General features: G+C 44.7%; 18 protein-coding genes. 15 read left to right on the top strand and 3 right to left on the bottom strand.

The features are described 5' to 3' along the window. The first annotated feature begins 25 nt into the window (after window positions 1-25). The 14 genes from sufD to ACZIX4_RS05375 all read left to right on the top strand — a co-directional run bounded on the left by sufD (window position 26) and on the right by ACZIX4_RS05375 (window position 13,247). A complete protein-coding gene (sufD, locus tag ACZIX4_RS05440) occupies window positions 26-1,342 on the top strand; it encodes a Fe-S cluster assembly protein SufD (protein ID WP_463334599.1) in 1,317 nt (438 codons plus the stop codon). Between the two features lie 184 nt (window positions 1,343-1,526). Beyond that, complete coding sequence (rnpA, locus tag ACZIX4_RS05435; RefSeq protein ID WP_463334598.1) at window positions 1,527-1,910, top strand: ribonuclease P protein component; 384 nt, start codon at window positions 1,527-1,529, stop codon at window positions 1,908-1,910. Between the two features lie 59 nt (window positions 1,911-1,969). Continuing rightward, entirely contained in the window at window positions 1,970-2,854 is an 885-nt protein-coding gene (locus tag ACZIX4_RS05430; protein ID WP_463334597.1) for a DUF4349 domain-containing protein, read from the top strand. Then, complete coding sequence (locus ACZIX4_RS05425) at window positions 2,847-4,490, top strand: S41 family peptidase (RefSeq protein ID WP_463334596.1); 1,644 nt, start codon at window positions 2,847-2,849, stop codon at window positions 4,488-4,490. The genes ACZIX4_RS05430 and ACZIX4_RS05425 overlap by 8 nt, the downstream gene beginning before the upstream one ends. Window positions 4,491-4,535: 45 nt before the next feature. After that, on the top strand, window positions 4,536-5,354 hold the full coding sequence (locus tag ACZIX4_RS05420; RefSeq protein ID WP_463334595.1) for a sulfurtransferase: 819 nt from the start codon (window positions 4,536-4,538) through the stop codon (window positions 5,352-5,354). Window positions 5,355-5,577: 223 nt separating this feature from the next. Further along, window positions 5,578-7,575, top strand: a complete 1,998-nt coding sequence (locus tag ACZIX4_RS05415) for a KUP/HAK/KT family potassium transporter (protein ID WP_463335181.1) — start codon at window positions 5,578-5,580, stop codon at window positions 7,573-7,575. Next, complete coding sequence (locus tag ACZIX4_RS05410) at window positions 7,568-8,392, top strand: OmpA family protein (protein ID WP_463334594.1); 825 nt, start codon at window positions 7,568-7,570, stop codon at window positions 8,390-8,392. The genes ACZIX4_RS05415 and ACZIX4_RS05410 overlap by 8 nt, the downstream gene beginning before the upstream one ends. A 44-nt stretch (window positions 8,393-8,436) precedes the next feature. Further along, window positions 8,437-9,021: a hypothetical protein gene (locus tag ACZIX4_RS05405; protein WP_463334593.1), complete on the top strand. Its 585-nt coding sequence runs from the start codon at window positions 8,437-8,439 to the stop codon at window positions 9,019-9,021. 123 nt (window positions 9,022-9,144) lie between these two features. Next, entirely contained in the window at window positions 9,145-10,359 is a 1,215-nt protein-coding gene (locus tag ACZIX4_RS05400; RefSeq protein WP_463335180.1) for a SufS family cysteine desulfurase, read from the top strand. Between the two features lie 64 nt (window positions 10,360-10,423). Next, window positions 10,424-10,885: a hypothetical protein gene (locus ACZIX4_RS05395; RefSeq protein WP_463334592.1), complete on the top strand. Its 462-nt coding sequence runs from the start codon at window positions 10,424-10,426 to the stop codon at window positions 10,883-10,885. Window positions 10,886-10,904: 19 nt separating this feature from the next. Beyond that, complete coding sequence (locus tag ACZIX4_RS05390) at window positions 10,905-11,324, top strand: SufE family protein (RefSeq protein ID WP_463334591.1); 420 nt, start codon at window positions 10,905-10,907, stop codon at window positions 11,322-11,324. A gap of 4 nt (window positions 11,325-11,328) precedes the next feature. After that, complete coding sequence (locus tag ACZIX4_RS05385) at window positions 11,329-11,652, top strand: SUF system Fe-S cluster assembly protein (protein ID WP_463334590.1); 324 nt, start codon at window positions 11,329-11,331, stop codon at window positions 11,650-11,652. A gap of 115 nt (window positions 11,653-11,767) precedes the next feature. Then, window positions 11,768-12,292, top strand: a complete 525-nt coding sequence (locus tag ACZIX4_RS05380) for a DUF2480 family protein (RefSeq protein ID WP_463334589.1) — start codon at window positions 11,768-11,770, stop codon at window positions 12,290-12,292. 64 nt (window positions 12,293-12,356) lie between these two features. Next, a complete protein-coding gene (locus tag ACZIX4_RS05375) occupies window positions 12,357-13,247 on the top strand; it encodes a DUF3078 domain-containing protein (protein ID WP_463334588.1) in 891 nt (296 codons plus the stop codon). Between the two features lie 79 nt (window positions 13,248-13,326). Here ACZIX4_RS05375 and ACZIX4_RS05370 read toward each other — a convergent pair whose 3' ends face one another. The 3 genes from ACZIX4_RS05370 to hflX all read right to left on the bottom strand — a co-directional run bounded on the left by ACZIX4_RS05370 (window position 13,327) and on the right by hflX (window position 16,600). Next, window positions 13,327-14,613 (bottom strand): MFS transporter, encoded by a 1,287-nt coding sequence (locus tag ACZIX4_RS05370; protein ID WP_463334587.1) that lies wholly within the window; start codon window positions 14,611-14,613, stop codon window positions 13,327-13,329. A gap of 48 nt (window positions 14,614-14,661) precedes the next feature. Further along, window positions 14,662-15,261: a TetR/AcrR family transcriptional regulator gene (locus ACZIX4_RS05365; RefSeq protein WP_463334586.1), complete on the bottom strand. Its 600-nt coding sequence runs from the start codon at window positions 15,259-15,261 to the stop codon at window positions 14,662-14,664. A gap of 109 nt (window positions 15,262-15,370) precedes the next feature. Beyond that, complete coding sequence (gene hflX, locus ACZIX4_RS05360; protein ID WP_463334585.1) at window positions 15,371-16,600, bottom strand: GTPase HflX; 1,230 nt, start codon at window positions 16,598-16,600, stop codon at window positions 15,371-15,373. 165 nt (window positions 16,601-16,765) lie between these two features. Here hflX and ACZIX4_RS05355 point away from each other — a divergent pair, with 165 nt between their 5' ends. Beyond that, complete coding sequence (locus ACZIX4_RS05355; RefSeq protein WP_463334584.1) at window positions 16,766-23,797, top strand: fibronectin type III domain-containing protein; 7,032 nt, start codon at window positions 16,766-16,768, stop codon at window positions 23,795-23,797. Window positions 23,798-24,005 lie beyond the last annotated feature (208 nt).

Here is a 24,005-nt window from a genome sequence, read left to right as displayed (position 1 = left end):
AAACTTTAAACCTGAAACTATAGAGATGGATTTAAAAGAAAAACTATTATCGTCTTTTATGGCGTTTGAGGAGCATGTAGATGTGCACAGCACGCTGCACGACATCCGTACGGCTGCCATTAAGAATTTTGAGGCGAAAGGCTTCCCTACAAAAAAAGAGGAGGCATGGAAATACACATCGCTAAACGCGGTACTGAAGAATGATTTTACGGTGTTCCCTAAGAGCGAAAACGCTCTTAACTATGGCGACGTAAAAAAATATTTCCTGCACCAGATAGATACCTACAAGCTGGTGTTTATCGATGGTGTTTTCAGTTCGTTTTTAAGCAGCACTACGCATGACGGCATTGATGTATGCCTTATGAGCAGCGCGCTTACCAAGCCGAAATACAAGGAAGTGATTGATGCCTACTTCAACAAAATAGCAAGCAAAGATGAAACACTTACTTCGCTAAACACGGCATTTGCCAGCGAAGGTGCTTTCATAAACATACCGAAAGGTAAGGTAGCCGATAAGCCTGTTGAAATCATGTACCTGAGTACAGGTAGCGAAGCCGCACTTATGGTGCAGCCGCGTAACCTGGTTATTGTAGGCGAAAATGCCCAGGTGCAAATTATAGAGCGCCACCAGAGCCTTAATGGTAATCCGGTGCTGACTAACAGCGTTACCGAAATCTTTGCGCAGGAGTATGCCAATGTAGATTACTACAAAATACAGAACGACGAGCAATCGGCAAACCTGGTAGACAATACTTATATAGCCCAAAAACGCAATAGTAATGCTTCTGTGCATACTTTTTCGTTTGGCGGCAATATTACCCGTAACAACCTGAATTTTTACCACCAGGGCGAGCATATAGAGAGTACGCTTAAGGGTATTACCATTATTGGCGACAAACAGCATGTAGACCACTACACGCTGGTACACCACGCCACACCAAACTGCGAAAGCCACCAGAACTACAAAGGTATTTATGACGGCAATGCTACAGGTGTGTTTAACGGTAAGATATATGTGGAGCGCGAAGCCCAAAAGACTGATGCTTTCCAGCAGAATAATAACATCCTTATCAGCGAAAAGGCAACAATTAATGCCAAGCCACAGCTTGAAATTTTTGCTGATGACGTAAAGTGTTCACACGGCTGTACCATTGGCCAGCTTGATGACGACGCATTATTTTACCTGCGCAGCCGCGGTATCCCACAAAAGGAAGCCAAGGCACTGCTTATGTACGCGTTTAGCAACGAAGCTATAGACAGTATCCGCATACCGGAGCTTAAGCAACGCATTACCAAACTCATTGCCACCAAACTTGGCGTGAGCATGGGTTTTGATTTGTAAGAATTTTATCTGTTTTAAATAGTTGAAGACTGCCTTTCGGGGCAGTTTTTTTGTTTTGGTTTGACACGAATTTCACAAATTGATTTTGCAGTAACTCAAAATTTTAAATACAATCCTGATTAAAGAACTTGTGGCATTAGTGAAATTCGTGGCAAAACCTAAAAAGCATTACCTTTGCACCCGCATGGAAACCAAACGTTATACCTACGGCAAAGCCGAAAAACTAAAAAGCCGCACGCTCATCGGCGAGCTTTTTACAGACGGACAGTCGGTAAGTAAGTACCCGTTGAGGTTGGTTTACAAACCCCTTGAACCGGTTGAAGGTGCTACTACACAAGTTGGGGTGTCGGTTTCCAAGAAATACTTTAAGCGTGCGCACGACCGCAACCTTTTTAAGCGTCACCTGCGCGAAGCCTACAGGCTGAACAAGCACATTCTACTTGACAAAGTAGAAAAGCCGTATGCCATTATGTTCTTTTACCAGACTAAGGACAGGCTTACCCATGCTGAAATCAGTGAAAAAACCGTGCAGCTTTTCCATAAGTTTTTAGAGAAGGAAGGGTTGTAAATCAATGCCCTATACTATCGGGTTGTGATTTTGCGTTATACGTTAAAATCACCAAACCCATGAAAACATTTTTTTATACCCTTGTACTTGCATTGGCCCTTTCCGGCTGCAAGAAAAATGAAGATATTTCAATTGTTGAAGAAGTTAAATTTAAAGAATTAGAAGCAACCGCTTACGACAGTACCGCTGTAGCCGTTGCAGCTATGGAGGCCCCTATGGCTGATGCCGATGAACTGCCACCTCCACCGCCTATTGAAGGAAACACTAACAATGCCGCGACGATTAAGCCAAAAATCATCAAAAATGCCAACCTGCGTTTCCAGACCAAAGATACCGACAGTACAACGGCTGTAATACAGGTGCTGGTAGAGAAGTATAAGGGCAATATTCAAAGCGATGTGCAACAACATGAAGATTATGAGCTGTCACGGAGTATGAGTGTGCGTATACCTTCGGCCAGTTTTGATGCATTTATTTCCGACCTGAGTAAAGGTGTGGATTATTATGATACCAAGGAAATTTCGTCTCAGGATGTAACGGAAGAGTATGTAGATGTTTCGGCCCGTATTAAAACCAAAAAAGAGTTGGAAAACCGTTACTACGAGCTTTTGAAGAAGGCCAATAAGGTTTCGGAAATGCTGGAAATTGAGCAAAAGCTGTCTGAAATCCGTGAGGAAATTGAAGCCAAGGAAGGCAGGCTGAAGTACCTGCAAACCAAAGTGAGCATGAGTACAATCGACCTGTATTTTTATAAGGAAATTGCACGAGGTACGACCAAAAGGCAGTCGTACGGCAACAAAATTATAGCATCGCTGGGCACAGGATTTAATTCAATTTCAGATTTCTTCCTTTCCGTGCTCGACATTTGGCCGTTAATACTTATTTTCGTAATTGCGATTATACTGATCCGTAAAAAATTAAAGAAGAGGAAGCAAAATGTTTAAGAGATTAAAAAAGAAATACGTAGTTCCTGCCGTAGCCGCAGGGCTGCTGTTTACCGGGGCAGGCTTTACCTACCGCGATGATTTTTTTGAGATAGCCAAACAGATAGAGATATTTACCACCCTTTACAAAACGGTGAATACCAACTATGTGGATGAAACCAATCCCGGTGATATGATGGACAAGGCCATAAAAAGCATGTTGGCCGACCTTGACCCGTATACCGTGTATTTTAACGAAGCCGATGTGGCCAAGTTCAAGATAAACAACACGGGTGAGTATACCGGAATTGGCGCCATGATAAGCCGTAAGGATGGCAAGCTTATCATCAAGGAACCGTACAAGGACTATCCTGCTGATAAGGCCGGGCTTAAAGCCGGTGACGAAATCATACAAATAGGCGATGTGCTTTTGGCTGATTTTAAAGAAGATGCCAGCGAACTGCTTAAGGGCAGCAAGAATACCAAAATTACCATAAAATACCTGCGTCAGGGCAAACCGTTTACTACCGATCTTGTACTGAGCGAGGTAGATGTAAAAGCGGTACCGTATTACGCGCTTGTTGATAAAGAGACAGGCTATATAGTGCTGTCGCAGTTTAATGCCAAAGCCAGCACAGAAACCAAGGCAGCGCTGCTTGACCTGAAGGGCCAGGGGGCAAAGCGTATTATCCTGGACCTTCGCGGAAACCCCGGAGGACTGCTGAACGAAGCTGTAAACATTTGCAGCCTTTTTGTTAAAGAAGGTGAAACCATTGTTACCACCAAAAGTAAGAACGACAAGTACAACAATACCTATAAAACCCATGCTGCCCCGGTAGACCTGGACATTCCGTTAGCAATACTTGTTGATGGAAAAAGCGCCTCAGCTTCAGAGATTGTATCGGGAGCGTTGCAGGATTTAGACCGTGCGGTTATCATTGGCAGCCGCAGCTTCGGTAAGGGGCTTGTACAACGCCCGCTGGATCTTACGTATGGCACACAGGTAAAAGTTACCATATCGCGCTATTATACGCCTTCAGGCCGTGGTATACAGGCGCTGGACTATACCCATAAAGATGCCGACGGTAAGGCCATACGCATTGATGCCAAAAATTACAATGCTTTTAAAACCCGAAACGGTCGTACCGTGTATGACGGGGGTGGTATTTTGCCCGATGTGGTATTGGAAGAGAGTAAGCAAAGCGCCATAGCCGATGCACTGCAACGCAAAGACGGTGTATTTAACTATGCTACCCAGTATTACTATAAAAACCCGAACCTTGGTGCCAAGATACCATCGGTTACCGATGCTGATTTTGAAGCTTTTAAGGCATTCCTGAAAAAGGAGAATTTTGAGTTTGATACCGATACAGAGAAAGCTGTTAAAGAGCTGATGGTTACCGCCAAGAAGGAAAAGGTTGACGAAAGCATTAAGGCAGAATACAATGCACTGTTGGCCGCAGTACAAAAAAGTGAAGACAAAGAGCTTGCCGCCCATAAGGAGGAAATAAAGCAACTGATTACTGATGAGCTTATAAAGCGTTACCAGTACAAGGAAGGCTTGTATAAATACTACCTGACCAGTAATACAGAGATTAAAAAGGCGACGGCCGTACTGGGTAATACGGCAGATTATACCAAAATACTTAAAAAGTAATTTTTTAATATAGTCCCCTCATTTTGAGGGGATTTTTTATTTAGCATGAAGCCAATAATAACTACAGAAGAATTAGGTGCCTTATTAAAAGGAAGCAATATTGTATTGATAGATGCGGGTTCAGGGAAGGAAGCCCGTTTGCGTTATGAGAATAAACATATTGAATCCGCTTTATATGTAGACCTTAATGAACATTTGGCAGAAGTGCCTGAAAATGCTGCAATAGGGGGGAGGCATCCGCTGCCCGGTATTGATAAATTCTCGCAGCTTCTTGGTAGTCTCGGTATTGATACCGATTCTCATGTAGTTGTATACGATGATAAGCAGGGAAGCAACGCTGCTGCAAGGTTCTGGTGGATGCTCAGGGCTGCCGGGCATACTAAAGTACAGGTACTGAGTGGTGGGTTACAAGCGGCCAAAGCTTCAGGTATCAGGCTTACATCGGGTACAGTTTCATCTATGATTAAAGAACCATATCCCTTTACTGCGTGGCAACTCCCAATCAAAAAGATTGATGAGGTGAAAATAGCTTCAGGTAGTGATGACTGGCTAATCATTGATGTGCGTGACACAGAACGCTTTCTCGGTATTACCGAACCGCTGGATCCTGTTGCCGGACATATTCCGGGAGCTGTGAATATGCCGTTTAAGGATAATTTAGATGATAATGGAATGTTTTTACCACCAGGGTTACTCCGGGAAAAATACAGGCATGTATTTGAGAAACATGGCGCTGAAAATATTATTGTACACTGTGGGTCAGGTGTAACGGCCTGCCATACTTTGCTCGCCATGGCACATGCAGGGTTCGAAATACCTTCGCTTTATGTGGGATCCTGGAGTGAATGGTGCAGGAATTTTTAATTTAAGCCCTGATATTGATATTTATCTATGTGTTTTATGAGGGTTAATAATTAAAACTCTATTTCTTTTAATCACTTTTTTTCGTGTTTATAACTTTTTGATAAACAAATACGCTATAGTATTGCGCAGAGTGTAAATGCAGCATCGTTTCGTTAAATATTGGCATGCAGGCGGTATAGCATGTTGTAAAAACTGCTAACTTTGTATCTTTATAAATCAAACAATTGTCGTGAGCTCAAGTCACAAACACCTGAACAGTGTAACCTTAGGAGGACTTATTGTTACACTGGGGATAATCTACGGGGATATCGGTACTTCACCCCTATATGTAATGAAGGCCATAGTAGGCGAGAAGCCCATAGATAACGAAGTAGTGCTGGGTGCACTCTCGTGTATTTTCTGGACACTGACCCTGCAAACCACCCTAAAGTATGTAATACTAACCTTACAAGCTGATAACAAAGGAGAAGGTGGTATTTTCTCTTTGTATACCCTTGTAAAGCGCCTTAAAAAGAAAGGCCTTATTATCCCGGCCATTATAGGTGGTAGTGCCCTCCTTGCCGATGGTATTATTACCCCGCCCATTTCGGTTTCTTCAGCCATAGAGGGGCTAAAAATCTACAACCCGGAACTTAACACAGTACCTATTGTTATAGGTATATTGTTTGCACTCTTTGTCATACAAAAATTCGGTACCAGCCTGGTAGGTAAGTTTTTCGGGCCTATGATGCTGCTTTGGTTCGGTATGCTGGGTTTTTTGGGTATTATTCCCATATTCCAGTATGCAGAGGTGCTAAAGGCATTAAACCCGTACTATGCCATAAACCTGCTTAGCGTACACCACGACGGTTTTTATGTACTGGGCTTCGTATTCCTGTGTACAACGGGTGCCGAGGCGCTGTATAGCGACATGGGCCACTGTGGGCGTAGCAACATACGCATAAGCTGGGGCTTTGTAAAGCTGATGCTGATACTTAACTATTTCGGCCAGGGTGCTTACCTTATATCGCACGCAGGCAAAACGCTTACTGCGCTTAGCCCAAGCCCTGAAGTACCGGGTAACCCATTCTACCTGCTTATGCCCGACTGGTTCCTGCCGTTCGGTATTGCTATAGCCACATCGGCAGCCATTATAGCATCGCAGGCATTGATAAGCGGTTCGTTCACCCTTATCAGCGAAGCCATGCGCCTTAACTTCTGGCCGAAGGTATCGGTTAAGTTCCCAACAGAACTGAAAGGGCAAATCTACATACCGTCTATCAACTGGTTATTATTCTGGGGCTGTGTATTCATTACACTGCACTTTAAAGAATCGGGTAATATGGAGGCGGCTTACGGCCTTGCCATTGTACTCTGTATGATTATGACCACCATACTTCTGGGCTATTACATGGTAATGAAACGCTACAACAAGCTGTTCATCCTGGGTACCGTTGCGGTATATTTTACCATAGAATTCTCGTTCCTGGTGGCGAATATGAGTAAGTTCCACCACGGTGGTTATGTGTCGCTGGGTATAGCCGGGTTGCTTGCATTCATTATGTTTGTGTGGTACAGGGCTAAGGAAATCCGCAGTGAGTATACCGAGTTTACCAAAATAGACAACTACAAGACCGTACTTGCCGAACTGAGCAACGATAATTCTATACCAAAATACGCCACCCACCTGGTATACATGACCAATGCCGGGCTGAGCGATGAGGTAGAGTCGAAAATTATTTATTCGATACTGCAAAAAAGGCCGAAACGTGCCGATATTTACTGGTTTGTACACGTAAATGTGGTAGATGAACCGTACAGAATGGAGTACCGCGTACGCGAAATTGTAAAAGATGACGTTATACGTGTAGACTTCTACCTCGGTTTCAGGGTGCAGCCGCGTATTAACCTTATGTTTAAGCAGGTAGTGCGCGACCTTGTGAAGCGTGGCGAAGTGGATATTACCAGCCGATACGAATCGCTTAGCCGTAATAATGTGATAGGCGACTTTAAGTTTGTAATTATTGAGAAATTCCTCAGCTATGACAATGACCTGCCATGGTTTGAGCGTATCATCCTCGATATTTACTTTATGCTGAAAAAGGTGAGCCTTTCTGAAGGCAGGGCTTTCGGGTTGGACAGCAGCTCGGTTAAGGTAGAGAAGTTCCCTATAGTAATACATCCGCCGGAGGATATAAGCCTGTGCAGGATAGACGATAAAACCCCACAAAACAATGCTTAGAAAAGTTATTTACCTGTTTTTGCTGCTTGCCCCGCTGCTGGCACGGGCGCAGGAGGAAACCGTATATTCGGTATACTTTGTGTTTGATAAGTATAACCTTGATGAAAAACAGGGAGATGGCGTAGTGGCTTTTATTAAGGCGCTAGATACCACCCGAATAGAAACCATACAGATATTTGGCTACTGCGATGACCGCGGTAAAGACAGCTATAACCTGAAGCTGAGTAAAAACCGTGCCAATACCATTAAAGAAAAGCTGGTAGGGCAGGGTGTTAAAAACAAGATTATCATTACCATAGAAGGCAAAGGGCGTATAATGCTGGAGGAAGATATAGACAACAAAAGCGAGGCCCGTTCTAAAAACCGCCGTGTAGACGTTGTTGTAAACTTCAGGCCTACACCGCCACCTAAGCTGGAACCCGGCATGTACCATATAGAAGACCTTAAGGGTGATATGGTAATTGGCGACCGCATTTACCTGGACAATATACTGTTTGAAAAAGGTAAAAGCCAGCTTACCCTCAGTTCTAAAAAAGAACTGGATAAAGTGTGTAAGATATTGCAGAAGTACAAGAACCTACAGTTTGAAATACAGGGGCATATATGTTGTACGCCTACCTTCCAAAAAGAGGCAATAGATATGGGGACGCGTAAGCGCGAGTTGAGCATCAACAGGGCAAAATCGGTATTTAATTACCTCAAGGCAAAAAAAGTAGCCGAGAGCCGCATGACCTTTAAGGGTTATGGCAATACTAAGCCGCTGGGCAAAGGGCCTGAATACGACCGCCGTGTAGAACTGGTAATTACCAAAATATAAGTATACTAATCCCGCTTCGGCGGGATTTTTTTATATTAGTGGTCATGAAAAAACACAGGCTGCTATTATATACTACCATTGTTTTCTTCCTGCTTATTAATACCAGTTACTTTTGGGAAGGTTGGCTGGGCATGCTCGCTTTCCCGGTGTTTATGTTGCTCGGCCTTTTGTATTTAGTGTTGGCCATTGCAGCTTTGGTTCAGCTTGTTAAAATCTTAAGGGAAAAGTTTTCGGATAAAAACAGGCTTAAAGTTTTATGCTTGTTAGTAGCCAGCCTTGTGCTTATTGCTTTATTCCCCACCGGAATCATCCCGTATTCAAAACTTGAAAGTAAACCATTGCTGGTTGCAACAAAGGAAGGTGCCGCTAATTGCATGAGTACATTAAAACTCAGGGAAAACAAAACGTACCTGTTTCACCATGTGTGTTTCGGTGTTGACGAGGAAAGTGGCACTTATACGGTTAGAGGAGATACGGTGTTTTTTAATTCGCAGCGTTTTTCAGAAGATAACGTTAATCAGTACAGATATGCAGTAATAGAGGGAAATAGCATTAACTTTCCACAAACCAAAAAGGGTGACTATCCATTTTATATGCACATTGAGCAAAACAACCTGACCCAAAAGTGATTTTTCTAAAACCGCACGAACCATGCATTTTGGCAGTGTAAGCACTTATTTTAAAAAAACATGCCGTAACTTTGCACAAAACTATTGCACATGGATGCAACTGCCCAAAAAGAAAGGATACACATGTTTGATATACAGGCTGTAAGAGCCGATTTCCCGATACTGAATGAAAAAGTAAACGGCAAGCCGCTGGTTTATTTTGATAATGCCGCTACTTCGCAAAAGCCGCAGATAGTAATCGATGCCATAAGCAAATACTACACTACCATTAACGCCAACATACACCGTGGGGTGCACACTCTGAGCCAGTTGGCTACCGATGCATATGAGGTATCGCGCCAAACCATACAAAAGCACATAAACGCTGCCCATGCCCATGAGGTACTGTTTACCAGTGGTACCACACACGGTATTAACCTGGTGGCAAGCGGCTTTACCCAGTTTTTGAAACCGGGCGACGCGGTAATGATATCGGCTATAGAGCACCACAGCAACATAGTGCCGTGGCAAATGCTGTGCGAACGTACCGGGGCAAGCCTTCAGGTTATCCCTGTAAATGATGCCGGCGAACTGATTCTGGAGGAATTTGAACGCCTGCTTACAGAGAAGACCAAGATTGTTGCGGTAAACCACATCAGCAATTCGCTGGGTACCATAAACCCGGTTAAGTACATCATAGATAAAGCCCACGCCGTAGGCGCTGCCGTACTTATAGACGGTGCACAGGCCGCACCGCACCTTACCATAGATGTGCAGGCACTTGATGCCGATTTTTACGCCTTTAGCGGGCACAAAGCCTGCGGGCCTACCGGTACAGGCATACTGTACGGAAAAGAGGCCTGGCTGGAAAAATTACCCCCTTACCAGGGCGGCGGCGAAATGATTAAGGAGGTTACTTTTGAAAAATCTACCTACGCCGGGCTTCCGCATAAGTTTGAAGCCGGTACGCCGCACATAGAGGGCGGTATTGTTCTGGGTACGGCCATAGACTACCTTAACGGCATTGGTATGGACAACATCGCCGCTTATGAGCACGAGCTGCTGGTTTACGGCACACAAAAGCTGTCTGAAATAGAAGGTATACAGTTCGTTGGTACCGCTAAAGAAAAAGCTTCGGTAATATCGTTTAACCTGCAGGGAATCCACCCGTATGATATAGGTGCTATTGTAGATAAAATGGGCATAGCCGTACGTACCGGGCACCACTGCACGCAGCCGGTTATGGAGCGTTTCTGCATACCGGGTACGGTAAGGGCTTCGTTTGCCTTTTACAATACCAAAGAGGAAATAGACGCGCTTGTAGCTGCCGTGAAAAAAGCACAGATGATGCTGGGATAAAAATGGCAGATTTTTTGCTATTTTTACCATGAGGCCTTATTCGGCATCAACTAAAAATAATACTATGAAAAAATTATTTACACTGTTTGCCGTAAGCCTTGTGCTGGTAACAGGCTGTGCTTCTAAAAAGAAGGCACAGGAAAATACTGCGAAACAGGCCGAAAACCTGGAGTTTGAATACAGGGCCATAACCCGTGGCACCCAGCTTAGTGTGGTTATCAGCAAAGCAGGAATATGGGCTTCTACCGTACGCGGTAACAAGCCCGAAGCAAAAAAGATAGAGACAGTACAGTGGGACGAACTTGTGAAACTGTACAATGACAATATCAGCAAAAAGCAGGTAAAGCTGGAGGAGCTGGAAGCGCCAAGCAAAAAACACCAATTTGACGGTGCCCTGGCAGCAAACCTTACCGTAAAATCGGGCGAGGTGACCCAAACCAGCGTAACGTTTGACCACGGTAATCCGCCTGCACAGATTAAACCACTGGTAGATAAAATAGTGCAGCTTGCCGGTTTTGAAAAATAAGAAGGAGGAATTACAATATATGACCATTAAAGAAATACAGGACGAAATCATTGACGAGTTTTCGATGTTTGATGAGTGGGACGAGCGCTACCAGTACGTTATAGACCTGGGAAAATCGCTTCCGCTGATTGAAGAACAATATAAAACCGAAGACAATATCATTAAAGGCTGCCAAAGCAAGGTATGGCTGCACGCCGAAGAACAAAGCGGTAACATAGTATTTACCGCTGATAGCGATGCCATACTTACCAAAGGGCTTATTGCTATAATGATACGCGTATTCAGCGGGCAAAAACCGGCTGCCATACTGGAAGCCGATACGGCCTTTGTAGATGAAATAGGCCTTAAGGAGCACCTTTCGCCTACACGTGCCAACGGCCTTGTAAGCATGATAAAACAGATAAAAATGTACGCACTGGCATTCAGTGCCAAAAATTAAAAATATGGAGCAGCAAATAGATACAGCCCAGCTGGGTGAAGAAATCGTAAAGGTGCTTAAAGGGATTTACGACCCTGAAATACCGGTAGATATATACGAACTGGGCCTGATATACGACGTTATGGTAAACACTGATAACGAAGTGAAAATACTAATGACCCTTACCTCGCCAAACTGCCCGGTGGCCGAAAGCCTGCCGCTGGAAGTAGAGGAAAAAATCAACAAGATAGAAGGCGTTAAGGCTACCGAAGTGGAAATTACCTTCGACCCGCCATGGACGCGCGACCTTATGAGCGAAGAAGCTAAACTGGAACTGGGGATGCTTTAATCCTCAGTTTGTAAAGTTTTAAAGTTGAAAGTCATAAAGTTCAGTACAGCTCCTGCAAGGTCTTAATGACCTTGTAGGTGTTTTTATTCAGATAATTGCTTTTTAAAGACTGACTATGAAACCCGAAATAAATGCTGAAGACGAGATTGTAAACCGCGTGGCAAACAGCGCACTGCAGGTTTTTGATCTTGAAGATTATTACCCCGAAGGCGAGCGTGTAGCGCTTGATGTTTCGGGTTGGCTGTGGCAAGGCCTGGTGCTCCGTGAAAAAGATTTCCGCGATGCACTTAAAAACCACGACTGGGAACAGTACAGCGGCAAGTTTGTTGCCGTATTTTGCAGTGAAGATGCCATAGTGCCCGCCTGGGCCTATATGCTGGTTACTACCTACCTGCAACCTTTTGCCAAAAAAATAGTGCAGGGCGGTGTAGAGCGCTTAAACGTGCTGGTATACCAGGAAATACTGGACGGGCTTGACTATACCCCTTATGCCGATAAGCCTGTAATTATAAAGGGCTGTTCGCGCAAACCGGTACCTGAGGAGGCTTATGTTATAGCCACACAAAAGCTGATGCCGGTAGCCAAAAGCATTATGTTTGGCGAGGCGTGTTCATCTGTACCGCTGTACAAGCGCAGGTAGTTTTAACGTAAGTTTAAAATTTGCCACCTAACCAAGTGCTATATTTGTAAAAACCCCACATGTTATGAAGAAGATACTTACGCTTTTTGCATCTGTGGCTGTTGCGTTTACCGTTACTGCACAGGATGCCGAAACCCCTGCCAAAACCGATAACGATACTATAGGCCCCTGGACTAAAAAAGGGAACGCCTCGTTATTGTTTAACCAGAGTACCTTTGACAACTGGCTGGCCGGTGGTGAAAACAACATTTCGGGTACACTGGGCTTTAATTACGACTTCAATTATGAAAAAGGCGACTGGAGCTGGGATAATAAGATCATCGCTTCTTACGGTATTGTAAAAACACGTACCAGCTCGTTTGCAAAGAAAACAGACGACAGGCTATACTACAACTCGGTTGTGGGTAAAAAAGCCAGCGAAAGGTGGCTGTATACCGCCATGCTTAACTTCCGTACGCAGTTTACCAAGGGATATAACTACGATAAGGATGAAAACGGTGCAGAAATCCGTGAGGAATATACTAATTTCTTTTCTCCGGCGTATTTACTGGTAGGTCCGGGTATGCAGTACGTGCGTGATGAAAACTTGAAAATAAATATATCACCAGCGACATCTAAATTCACTTTTGTAGACAAAAACTACACCTTGCCAAATGAAGCGTACTTTGGTGTAAAAGAGGGTGAAACCATGCGCTATGAGCTGGGTTTCAACGCCAACATGTATTACAAGCTGGATGTGATAGCTAACGTAACCTTTGAAAACATCCTGAACCTTTATTCAAACTACCTGGAAGACCCGCAAAACGTGGATATCGACTACCAGCTGAATATTGTAATGAAAATAAACCGTTACCTTACCACTAACCTGCAATTCCAAACCATTTATGACGATAATGCCTATCGTGGTTTCCAGATAAGGCAGGTGTTTGGCGTAGCGGCTAACTATGGTTTTTAATTAATTGGACATCAATATAAAACTAAGAATCCCCGAAGTAGTAACTCCGGGGATTCTTAGTTTTAAGTAAGCTATAAAGTTATATTTCCGGTACGCCAATTTCTTCCAAAACCTCCTCGGCTTTGGGCTGTGCCACGGCATTTTTCTTCTTTACCATGCTATATACCCTGTACATAAGTACGATGCTCAGCAGGGTAATGCCCGATACTATAAAGCCCAGTGTGTCATAATGTTCCAGCGGGCTTTGCTTGTCCTTTTGGAATACAATAAGCCCGCCCACAGCGGCGGCAACCCCACCCGATATTTGCTGAAGCGATGAGTTGATGCTCATAAAGGCACCGCGGTCCGGCATGGCCGGTACACCGGTAACAAGTGCCGTGCTGGGTACCATACGGCCTGTAATGCCCACCATCATCAGTACGTTCAGCAATATGACAAGAGGAAGAGGCGTTACGCCTAAGTGTGTGTATACCAGTACTACGCCCACAGTCCAGAAACAGCCAATAGTAAATATCCGGAATTTGTTGAATTTATCACTCAGGAAACCCATAAGCGGCATGCATGCGAGCGTAAATATCCCGGCAAACATATATATGGTAGGCAGTTGTGTCGTTGTGATTTTTAAATTGTTGATGGCAAAAGCACTACCAAAAGGCATCATCATAAAACCGCCTATAGAAAGCAGGGCAGTGGCAGTAAAGCCTATACGGTATTCGCGTTTTTCCAGCGTATGCCATAAGTGGAGTAGTGGAGACTTGTCCTGTTTCAGTTTCAGGTGCTCGTTTACCGGGTTCATGCTGAAGGCTATAAGCAACGCAATGATTGCTGCCATACCTACTATCCAAAGGAAAGGTGCATGCCAGCCCCAGGCATTGGCAAGGTAAAGCCCTATAGGAATACCTAATATTTGGCTTGCGCCAAAGCCCATTTGCAAAAAGCCCATTACGCGGCCGCGTTGCTGTATGGAAAACAGGTCGGTAACAATAGCCATTGAAATAGAGCCTATAACCCCGCCGAAAAGGCCTGTAAAAATTCGCGCAGCCACAAGGGTTTCATAAGTATCTACGATGCCGCATAAGAATGTACCCAGGATAAACCCGCAGTAAAAGAAAAGCAGTAGCTTTTTACGGTCGAATTTATCGGCAAAACCTGCTGTAAGCAATCCGGAAATACCGGCACTGAATGCATAGGCCGAAACGGCAATACCAAATTCGTTTGGTTTCATGCCTATGGTTTTCATTAGGATATCGCCCAATGGCGACATTACCATAAAATCGAGTATTACGGTAAACTGGGTTATCGCCAGTATAAAGATGATTAGCTTCTGATAGCCCGTTAGTGGCGTATCGTTCTGTTTAGGTTGCATAACTGTTCGTTTTTAAGATGTGATGTGTGTATAAATGATGATTGAACTTTATTGTTTATCGGGCGTTAATGCCTTTATTACTGCGGCAAAGGCTTCCTCTTTCATTTCTTCAGTAAGCTTAAAGGGGCGGTGTCCCATGCTTTTGCCATCGGCTTCAAAGCGTAGCATGGTATACAGTGGTCCATACGCTATACTCCAAAAGACTTCCATAGACAGCGGTGTAAGTTCGCCACGCGCTATGGCATTTTGCTTAAAGCGCCCAAGGACGTCCCTGAAATCACCATAGCTGTTTTGCAGTACATAATCGTTGTGTGGCGAATGGCGTAGTGCTTCCCAACACTGCATGGCCGTTTTGTGTTCTAACGAATAAGCAATGCGGTTTTCCCATTGGCAACGGAGGCCTTGTGCAAAAGGCATATCAGGGTCTAAACCCTTAAGGGCGCTGCTGAAAAAACTTCTGCCTATTTCTATCCCTATTTGCTTGATGAGGTTATCCTTATCTTCATAATAGATATACAGCGTTGCTACCGATATGCCGCAGGCCTTAGCCAGCTTGTTCATACTAAAGCCTTCAAAGCCCAATTCGGCCAGTAATTCTATGGCTTTTTTCTTTACCAGTTCTTCCTTATCGGTATCGCGTGTACGCATTCATTTTAATTTGATGCCGCAAATATAAATGAATGTTCGTTTAGTTTTAAATAGTTGCCCCAGATTTTTTTTCGGGGCATAAAAAAAGCGGCATCAAAGCCGCTGTATTTTATTCTTTTTCCTCTGCAAAATTCTCCTTATAATCAGGGTACAGGAATTTGTTGTATGGGAAACGTGTAACATGTATTTCCCTCACGGCTTCGTATACCTTTTCGCGGAAGTCTTCAAAGTTTTCTTTGTTAACCGCTGAAATGAACAGGGCGTTCTTTTCGCCTACATTACTCATCCAGGTATCTTTCCATTCTTCCAGCGAAAAATGGCGGCGTGTTTTTTCGGTAACCAGGTCGTCTTCATCTATAACAAGTGGTTTGTAGGCGTCTATTTTGTTGAAAACCATAATTGTAGGCTTATCATCGCTCTTTATATCCTGCAAAATCTGGTTTACCGATGCTATATGGTCTTCAAAGTCAGGGTGTGAAATATCTACCACATGCAGCAGCAGGTCGGCCTCGCGTACTTCATCCAGTGTACTCTTAAATGATTCTACCAGCTGGGTAGGCAGTTTGCGGATAAACCCTACCGTATCGGACAACAGGAACGGCAGGTTCTTAATCACTACTTTGCGGACCGTAGTATCAAGCGTGGCGAAGAGTTTATTTTCCACAAAAACTTCGCTTTTACTTATAACGTTCATCAAAGTGCTCTTACCCACGTTAGTATACCCTACCAATGCTACACGTACCATGGCACCACGGTTGCTACGCTGCACGCCCATTTGGCGGTCTATAGTACGAATACGCTCTTTAAGCAAGGCTATACGGTCGCGCACTATACGGCGGTCAGTCTCAATCTCCGTTTCACCCGGACCACGCATACCTATACCACCACGCTGGCGTTCAAGGTGGGTCCACATACCGCTAAGGCGCGGCAGCAGGTACTGGTATTGTGCCAGTTCTACCTGTGTGCGTGCATATGATGTTTCGGCACGTTGTGCAAAAATGTCCAGGATAAGGTTGGTGCGGTCCAGTACCTTACAATCAAGTATATTGTTGAGGTTTTTTTGCTGTGCAGGTGTAAGCTCGTCGTCAAAGATTACGGTTTTTACGTCGTTTTCTTTTATGTATTGATGAATTTCGTCAATTTTTCCTGTCCCCAAAAAGGTTTTCGGGTTCGGTTTATCCATCCGTTGCGAGAAGCGTTTTATTACCTCTCCACCGGCTGTAAAAGTAAGGAACTCCAGCTCGTCTAAATATTCTGAAAGTTTTTCCTCACTTTGCTGCTGGGTGATTATTCCGGCTACAACGGTTTTTTCGTATACTGTATTTTCTTTTTCGAGCATAAGAATTTTAATGATTTAGCAAAAATACAAAAATTAAATTCTTTTAAATTTAATGTTGTGCTATTATATGCTATTGTGAAAAAGATTTGTTAAATTTTATCGATTAGTTAAGTATATGTTATATTTTTTTAAATTTGGGAATTAAATTTACCTAAACGAAAAACTATGAAGAAAATTACTTTTGTGATTTTCGTCTTCCTGTCATCCCTTTGCAGCTATGCGCAGCTGGCTTTAGAGGACTTCGAGGGCACCTGGACACCTAACCAGGGACCCACAGGATGGTCGATAATCAACGTGGCCGGCCCGGTCCAAACATGGCAGCAGGCAAACAACTCCGCCGCACAGCCTGCTTACCAGGGTGTGCACGCAGCATTTCTTAACAAAGAAAACGTTGCCTCAGGTTCCCAGTCTGAAGACTGGCTGATTACTCCACAGTTTACTGTGCCTACAAACGGACAGCTTCACTTCTTTTCGAGGCTGACCCAAAACAATGACCAGGGAAGCACCTACAAAGTGATGATAGGTACAGACCCTGCCGACATGTCAACGTTTTCTCCGGTTATAAACTGGACAGAACTTACCCTAAACATTGTACAACAGGAATATGAGGAAAAAATCATAGACCTGCCTGCTGCAAGTTACGGACAGCAACGCTACCTTGCCTTTGTAATGATGGGCGATGACGGCGACCGCTGGCTGATAGACAATGTTAGCGTAATGCAACTGTGTTCGCCTCCTACGAACCTTTCTGCGGCTAACGCTACAACAACCACTGCCCAGCTAAGCTGGACCGATGCCGCAGGTGCCGGTTCTTGGGAAATAGAGGTTGTACCGCCAAACACTAACCCTACGGGTGTGGGCGTACCATATACAGGCACACTGCCGTATACTGCTACAGGCCTTACGGCAACTACCACATATACATACTTTGTAAGATCGCTTTGCTCTCCCACAGGAAACAATAGTGCCTGGGCAGGGCCTTTTACGTTTAATACCCTGACCTGCGACCCTGCGCAGCAGTGTACGTATGTATTTAACCTTACCGACTCTTTTGGCGACGGATGGAACGGAAACACCATGACCGTAGCACAAAACGGAATACCAATGGCTACCCTTGGCCTTCCTTCGGGCAGTGCTTCTACAGTAAACGTACAATTATGCGATGGCATACCTTTTACATTATACTGGAACACTGGCGGTACATGGGCCGGTGAAGTTGGCATCTCTGTAAGCAACAACTTTGGCCAGGTTATTTATACCAAGGCTGCCGGTACCGGTACACAAAACTCACTGCTGTATACAGGCGGTGTAGACTGTGATACTCCACTATGTTTACCTCCAAGCGGCCTTACCGCTACTAACATTGGTGAAACTACCGCTACTATTGGCTGGGGCAGTGCCACAACCGGTAACTGGGAATATTACCTTGTAACACTGGGTTCTGCAGCACCTACCGATGCCAGTACCGGTGTGGTTACCACTACGCAGCCGGTTAGTATAACAGGCCTTACTGCAAGCACCACTTACTCTTACTGGGTAAGGATAATTTGCGACGGTGGTACTACAAGTACTTGGGCAGGCCCATTCACTTTCAGTACTACGCAGATACCTGCGGAACTAAACCTTGACGAGGATTTTGAGGATGAGTTTAACTGGACCATCCTTAACGGTACACAAACTAACAAATGGTATTACGGTACTGCTACAAGCAGCAGCCCTACCCATTCGTTATATATTTCTAATGACGGAGGTGTATCTAACACCTATACAAACAACAGTACTTCTATAGTACACGCATATCGCGATATCGCAATACCTGCGGGTGCTACAGATGTAAACTTTTCATTTGACTGGAAAAACCTTGGTGAAACAGGTTGGGACTTTATAAGGGTATATGCCGTACCTACCAACTTTGTGTTTACACCGGGTACTATGATAGGCGCTTTGCCTACAAACGGTATTCAGCTTGGTGCTAACTTTGTAGGTAACGCCAGCTGGACAACCTATACCCAGATATTTAATGCCTCGGCTTATGCTAACGGCACTATGAGGCTTATCTTCCAGTGGCGTAATGACGGTTCGGGTGGTACTAACCCTCCGGGCGCTATAGATAACATTAACCTTACGCTTATTACATGCCCGCAGCCTATAAACGTTGTTGTAAGCAACATTACGGCTGGCGAAGCTACTGTGGCCTGGACTAACCAGGGTACTGCAACTTCTTGGGAAGTAATAGTACAACCGGCTAACGACCCTGCACCAACAGCAGCATCGACAGGTACGGTTGTAACAGATAACCCTTACACTGTAACCGGCCTTACTTCGGGCACGCTTTACAAAGCATACGTAAGGGCAATATGTAGTGATACTGATGTGAGCCTTTGGACTCCTTCGGCTAACTTTAATACTACAATATGTGACCCTGCACAGCAGTGTAACTATACTTTTGTACTTACTGACTCATGGGGTGACGGCTGGAACGGCAACACCATGTCTGTGAGGCAAAACGGTATTGTGGTAGGTACCCTTAACCTTGCTTCGGGCACAGGCCCTGTAACGGTAACTGTTCCGCTATGTGACGGTATACCTTTTGACCTGTTCTGGAACACAGGTGGTAACTTTGCTACCGAGGTAGGTGTGTCAGTACAAAACAACTTTGCACAAACACTTTATACACACGCACCGGGCAGTAACCTGCAAAACACTGTGCTGTATAACGGCAGTGTAGACTGTGATACTCCTGCATGTTTGCCTCCTACGGGCCTTACTGCAACAGATATTACTGCTACTATGGCTACCCTTGGCTGGGCAGGCCCTACAAGCGGAAGCTGGGAGGTATATATTACAGAAAACAACAACCCGGCCCCGGCTGATACTGAAACAGACGTAATTGCTACAACTACCCAACCGTTTGTTGTAGACGGCCTTACTGCAGGTACTATTTATAACTACTACGTTCGTGTGGTATGTGAAAACGGTACAAGTACATGGGCTGGCCCGTATGTATTTAATACTACACTATGTGAACCGGAAGATCAGTGTGTTTACACCTTTATACTTACAGACTCGTTTGGTGATAGCTGGAATGGCAACACCATGTCTGTAACGCAAAACGGTATTGTAGTAGGCACCCTTAACCTTCCTTCAGGTGCGGGCCCGCTTACGGTAAACGTTCCGGTTTGTAACGGTATTCCTTTTAACCTTTTCTGGAACTCAGGCGGCGCATTTGCCAATGAGGTAGGCATATCAGTACAAAATAACTTTGCACAGGTACTATTTACCCATACACCGGGTACTAACCTACAAAACAGCTTGCTGTACACCGGCGAGGTAGATTGTGATACTCCTGCATGTTTACCTCCTGCAGGCCTTACTGCCACTACAGAAACATATACTGCTACTGTAGGCTGGGGTGGCCCTGCCACAGGTAACTGGGAAGTGTATTACACAGGCGCCGGTAACCCTGCCCCTACAGCAGACGAAACAGACGTTATAACAACGACTACAAACCCTGTAACTATTGAAGGCTTAGACGCCAGTACACAATACCAGTTCTATGTACGTGTTATCTGTGAAGAAGGTACAAGCGTATGGGCAGGTCCGTTCCTGTTTGAAACGCAACCGCTTTGTCCGGATCCTACAAACGTAGAAATTCACTGTCTTGACTCTACAAGTGCTACCTTTACATGGCAGCCAGGTGCAGGCGAAACTTCTTGGGAAGTTGCCGTAGTATCTGCATCGTCTCCGGTACCTACTACAGGTACTGTAGTAACAGAGCCGCTTTACTATGTAGAAGACCTAACAGTAAGTACACAATATACCTTCTATGTAAGGGCAGTATGTGAACTTATAGACGGTTACAGCTCTTGGGTAGAAATGGACTTTACTACACCGGTAGTATCTGCCGGGCAGGCACAGGCGCTTTGTGCAGGTATCCTTGCACAGCCACAGCAAAGTAACTCAGGTGGTACTGTACCGGCTTATGGCCAGGTAGGCTGTCTTTTCAGCACGCCAAACCCTACATGGTACTATGTTACCCTGGGTGGTACCGGTGAAGTTGTACTAAACCTTACACAGGTAAACACTAACGGTACACCTATCGACGTAGACTTTGCAGCGTTCGGTCCGTTCGAATCGTTAGGTGAAGCGTGTTACCAAATAGGCAACCCGCCAAACACTACATATATTGTAGACTGTAGCTACTCTGGTTCGGCAACAGAAACCATAAACGTAACAGGTAACCCGGGTGATGTATTTGCCCTGCTTGTTACTAACTTTAACGGTAGCCCTGGTACTACAACCATTACCCAAACTGCCGGCCCTGACGTAAGCTGTGTGCCTACAGTTGATCTTGGACAAAACCTTGTGCTTTGTGATACTGACTCTCACAACCTTACTGCTTCGGTAAATAACCCTGGCGAACCTCAGGTATATACCTACACATGGTATATGGATGATGAGGTAATAACCCCAACAGTTGTTGAAACCACTGACGATTCTCAGACGGTTACAATTACTGAGCCGGGCAGCCACGTGTACAGCGTAGTGGTATCTATGCCGGTACCGGTAACCCCTGACGACGTAACTGACTCAGTAACTATAGCTATAAGCCATCCGTTTACTGTTCCTACACCTGAACCTATTACTGCTTGTGGCGAAAACGGTTCTGCACAGATAGATCTTTCTGCGATTAACTTCCTTGGAACATTAGACCCGGCTAACTATGCTTTCACTGTACATACTTCGCAGTCTAATGCTAACTCGGGTGCAAACCCTATAGACCTTACTGTGCCATTTACCGCTTCTACACAAACACTTTATATTGTGGTAAGCGATATTAATGTGCCTACATGTAAAAAAGTGGTAACACTTTCTATAACTATAAGTAATGCTGCTACCGCTACTGTTACTTATACCCCGGCTGACCTTTGTGTTAACAGCGACCCTGTAACACCTGTGGTTGTTGGTAATGCCGGTGGTGTATTTAGCGCCACGCCAGAAGGCCTTGCTATAGATGCAACAACCGGTACTGTTACCCCTGCCGAAAGTACAGCGGGTGTATACCTGGTTGTATACACAATAGCTGCTACAGCTACCTGCCCGGAATTTGTATCTGAGCCGGTTACTGTAACCATATTCGAACCGCTTTCAGGTACTGTTACCTACAGCGGCCCTTACTGTAATACTGCCGGTACTGCCGATCCTGTTATAGATGCAGGCATTGCAGGCGGTACATTTGCCGGAGATGCGGGACTTGTAATAGACCCTACAACCGGACAAATAGACCTTGTATTAAGCACACCGGTAGAGCACACCATAACTTATACCCCGCCTGCAAATGGCCCGTGTGGTGGTGCGCCAATAGAAATTATAGTAGTAATTAATGAAGCATACAGTGCTGATATTACTTACGGTGTAGCTCCATTCTGTACTAACGGTGGTGTGGCTACTCCTACATTAACAGGTGATTCTAATGGTTCTTACCAATTTACTCCTGTAGGTGATGCCCCTGTAGATGGACTTGTAATAGATGCTACGACAGGTGAAATTACCCTTGCAGGCAGTACGCCGGGCACTTATGAAGTAGTTTACTTTATACCGGCTAACGGTTCTTGTAACGACTTTACATCGATTCCTGCAACTGTAGTAATAGAGCCTGCACAGGTAGCACCTGTATTTACTTACAGCGGCCCTTACTGTTCTAACGATGGTACGGCTTATGTATCGGTTACCACACCGGGTACTACTGGTGGTGCGTATAGTATTACCCCAAGTGATTTAGTAATAAATGAGCAAACAGGTGAGATTACTCTTGTTCCTGGTGTTTCAGGTACATTCTATGTAACATATACAACGCAAGACACCGCAGCGTGTTCAGGAATAATTTCAGGCCCTGTTGAGATTGTAATTAATGAACTCCCTGTAATCACGAACTTTGCTTATGCTGCAAGTCAGTTCTGTTCAGATGCCGGTATTGCTTCAGTATTGCTTAATGCATCAGGCCCGGGCGCTACTGCGGGTACATACACCAGTACTCCTGCGGGCATTACATTTGTTAATGGTGGTGATATAGACCTTGCCGCAAGTACGCCTGGTACTTACGATATTACATATACAATACCATCTACAGGTATTTGTGATGCTGTAACAGCCACTGTAACCGGAATAACAATTACTACCAAGCCAAATGCTGAATTTGGTTACAGCTACAACACTGTGTGTGATAATGCAGGTACACTTACGCCGGTACTTGTAGGTAATGCTACATTGGGTACATTTACTGTAGATATTGCGGGCCTTAGCATAGACAGCGCTACGGGTGTTGTTACCCCTGTGGGCAGCACTCCTGGCACGTATGTGGTTACCAATACCGTTACTGCATTTGCAGGATGTGAGGATACCTATACATTTACAGTAGTTATAACTCCTGCCCCTGTAGCTAACTTTACATATGATGCCCCTGCATACTGTGTATCGGGTGATGACATCCCAGAACCGGTTCTTGTTGGAGATGCGGGTGCGTTTACCAGCACACCTGCAGGCCTTGCTATAGACGCTGCTACAGGTATCATAGACCTTGATAACAGTACTCCGGGTACATATACCATTGTTAATACTATTCAAGGTTCAGACGACTGTCCTACAGTAGTTAGTGCGCCGGTAACTGTAACTGTAACAGCACTTCCTGTACTGGCTTACACTGAAGGTTGTGATGGTACGCAGTATACCCTTGCGGTTGCCCTTACCGATGACCCTGTGTACGGCATAGACGATGTTACCATCGCCTGGCAGTCGGGTTCTGTAAACGGCCCGGTTATTGGAACTGGTGAAACAGTTGTAATTACAGAAGGCGGTACGTACTACGTAACCCTTACTCCTGAAAGCGGTGCCGTGTGCCCTGTAACGCAGGAAATAGTTGTTGCAAACACTATTTGTGAGGTTCAGCGCGGTATTTCGCCTAACAACGATGGCGATAACGACACCTTCGACCTTACAGGTTACGGAGTGACCAAACTGGAAATATTTAACCGTTACGGTAAAGAAGTATACAGCTTTAATGGTGCCTACACTAACCAGTGGAATGGTAACACAAGCAATGGCGAAGAACTGCCTACAGGTACTTACTTCTATATGCTTCACCGCAATACAGGTGAAAACAAAACCGGATGGATTTATATTAACAGGGAAGTAAAATAATAAATTACGTTGGAAATGGCCCGCCGCTTTGTGGCGGTGGGCCTTCCTTCCAACGCAGTGGTTAGTAAATGTTAATAATTAACACTAATTAAAGTTTTTGTTAATTGTTATTAAATTCATACAAAACGCTTTTTATTGGCTTATTTTTTATGATATTTACATCCCGTTTTTTGACGGCTTTTATCATTAACCGCATAAATTATAAAAG

This window comes from Flavobacterium niveum (assembly GCF_055231775.1).
The sequence above is the reverse complement of the archived record's forward strand: the minus strand, read 5'-3'. Positions and strand labels throughout refer to the sequence as shown.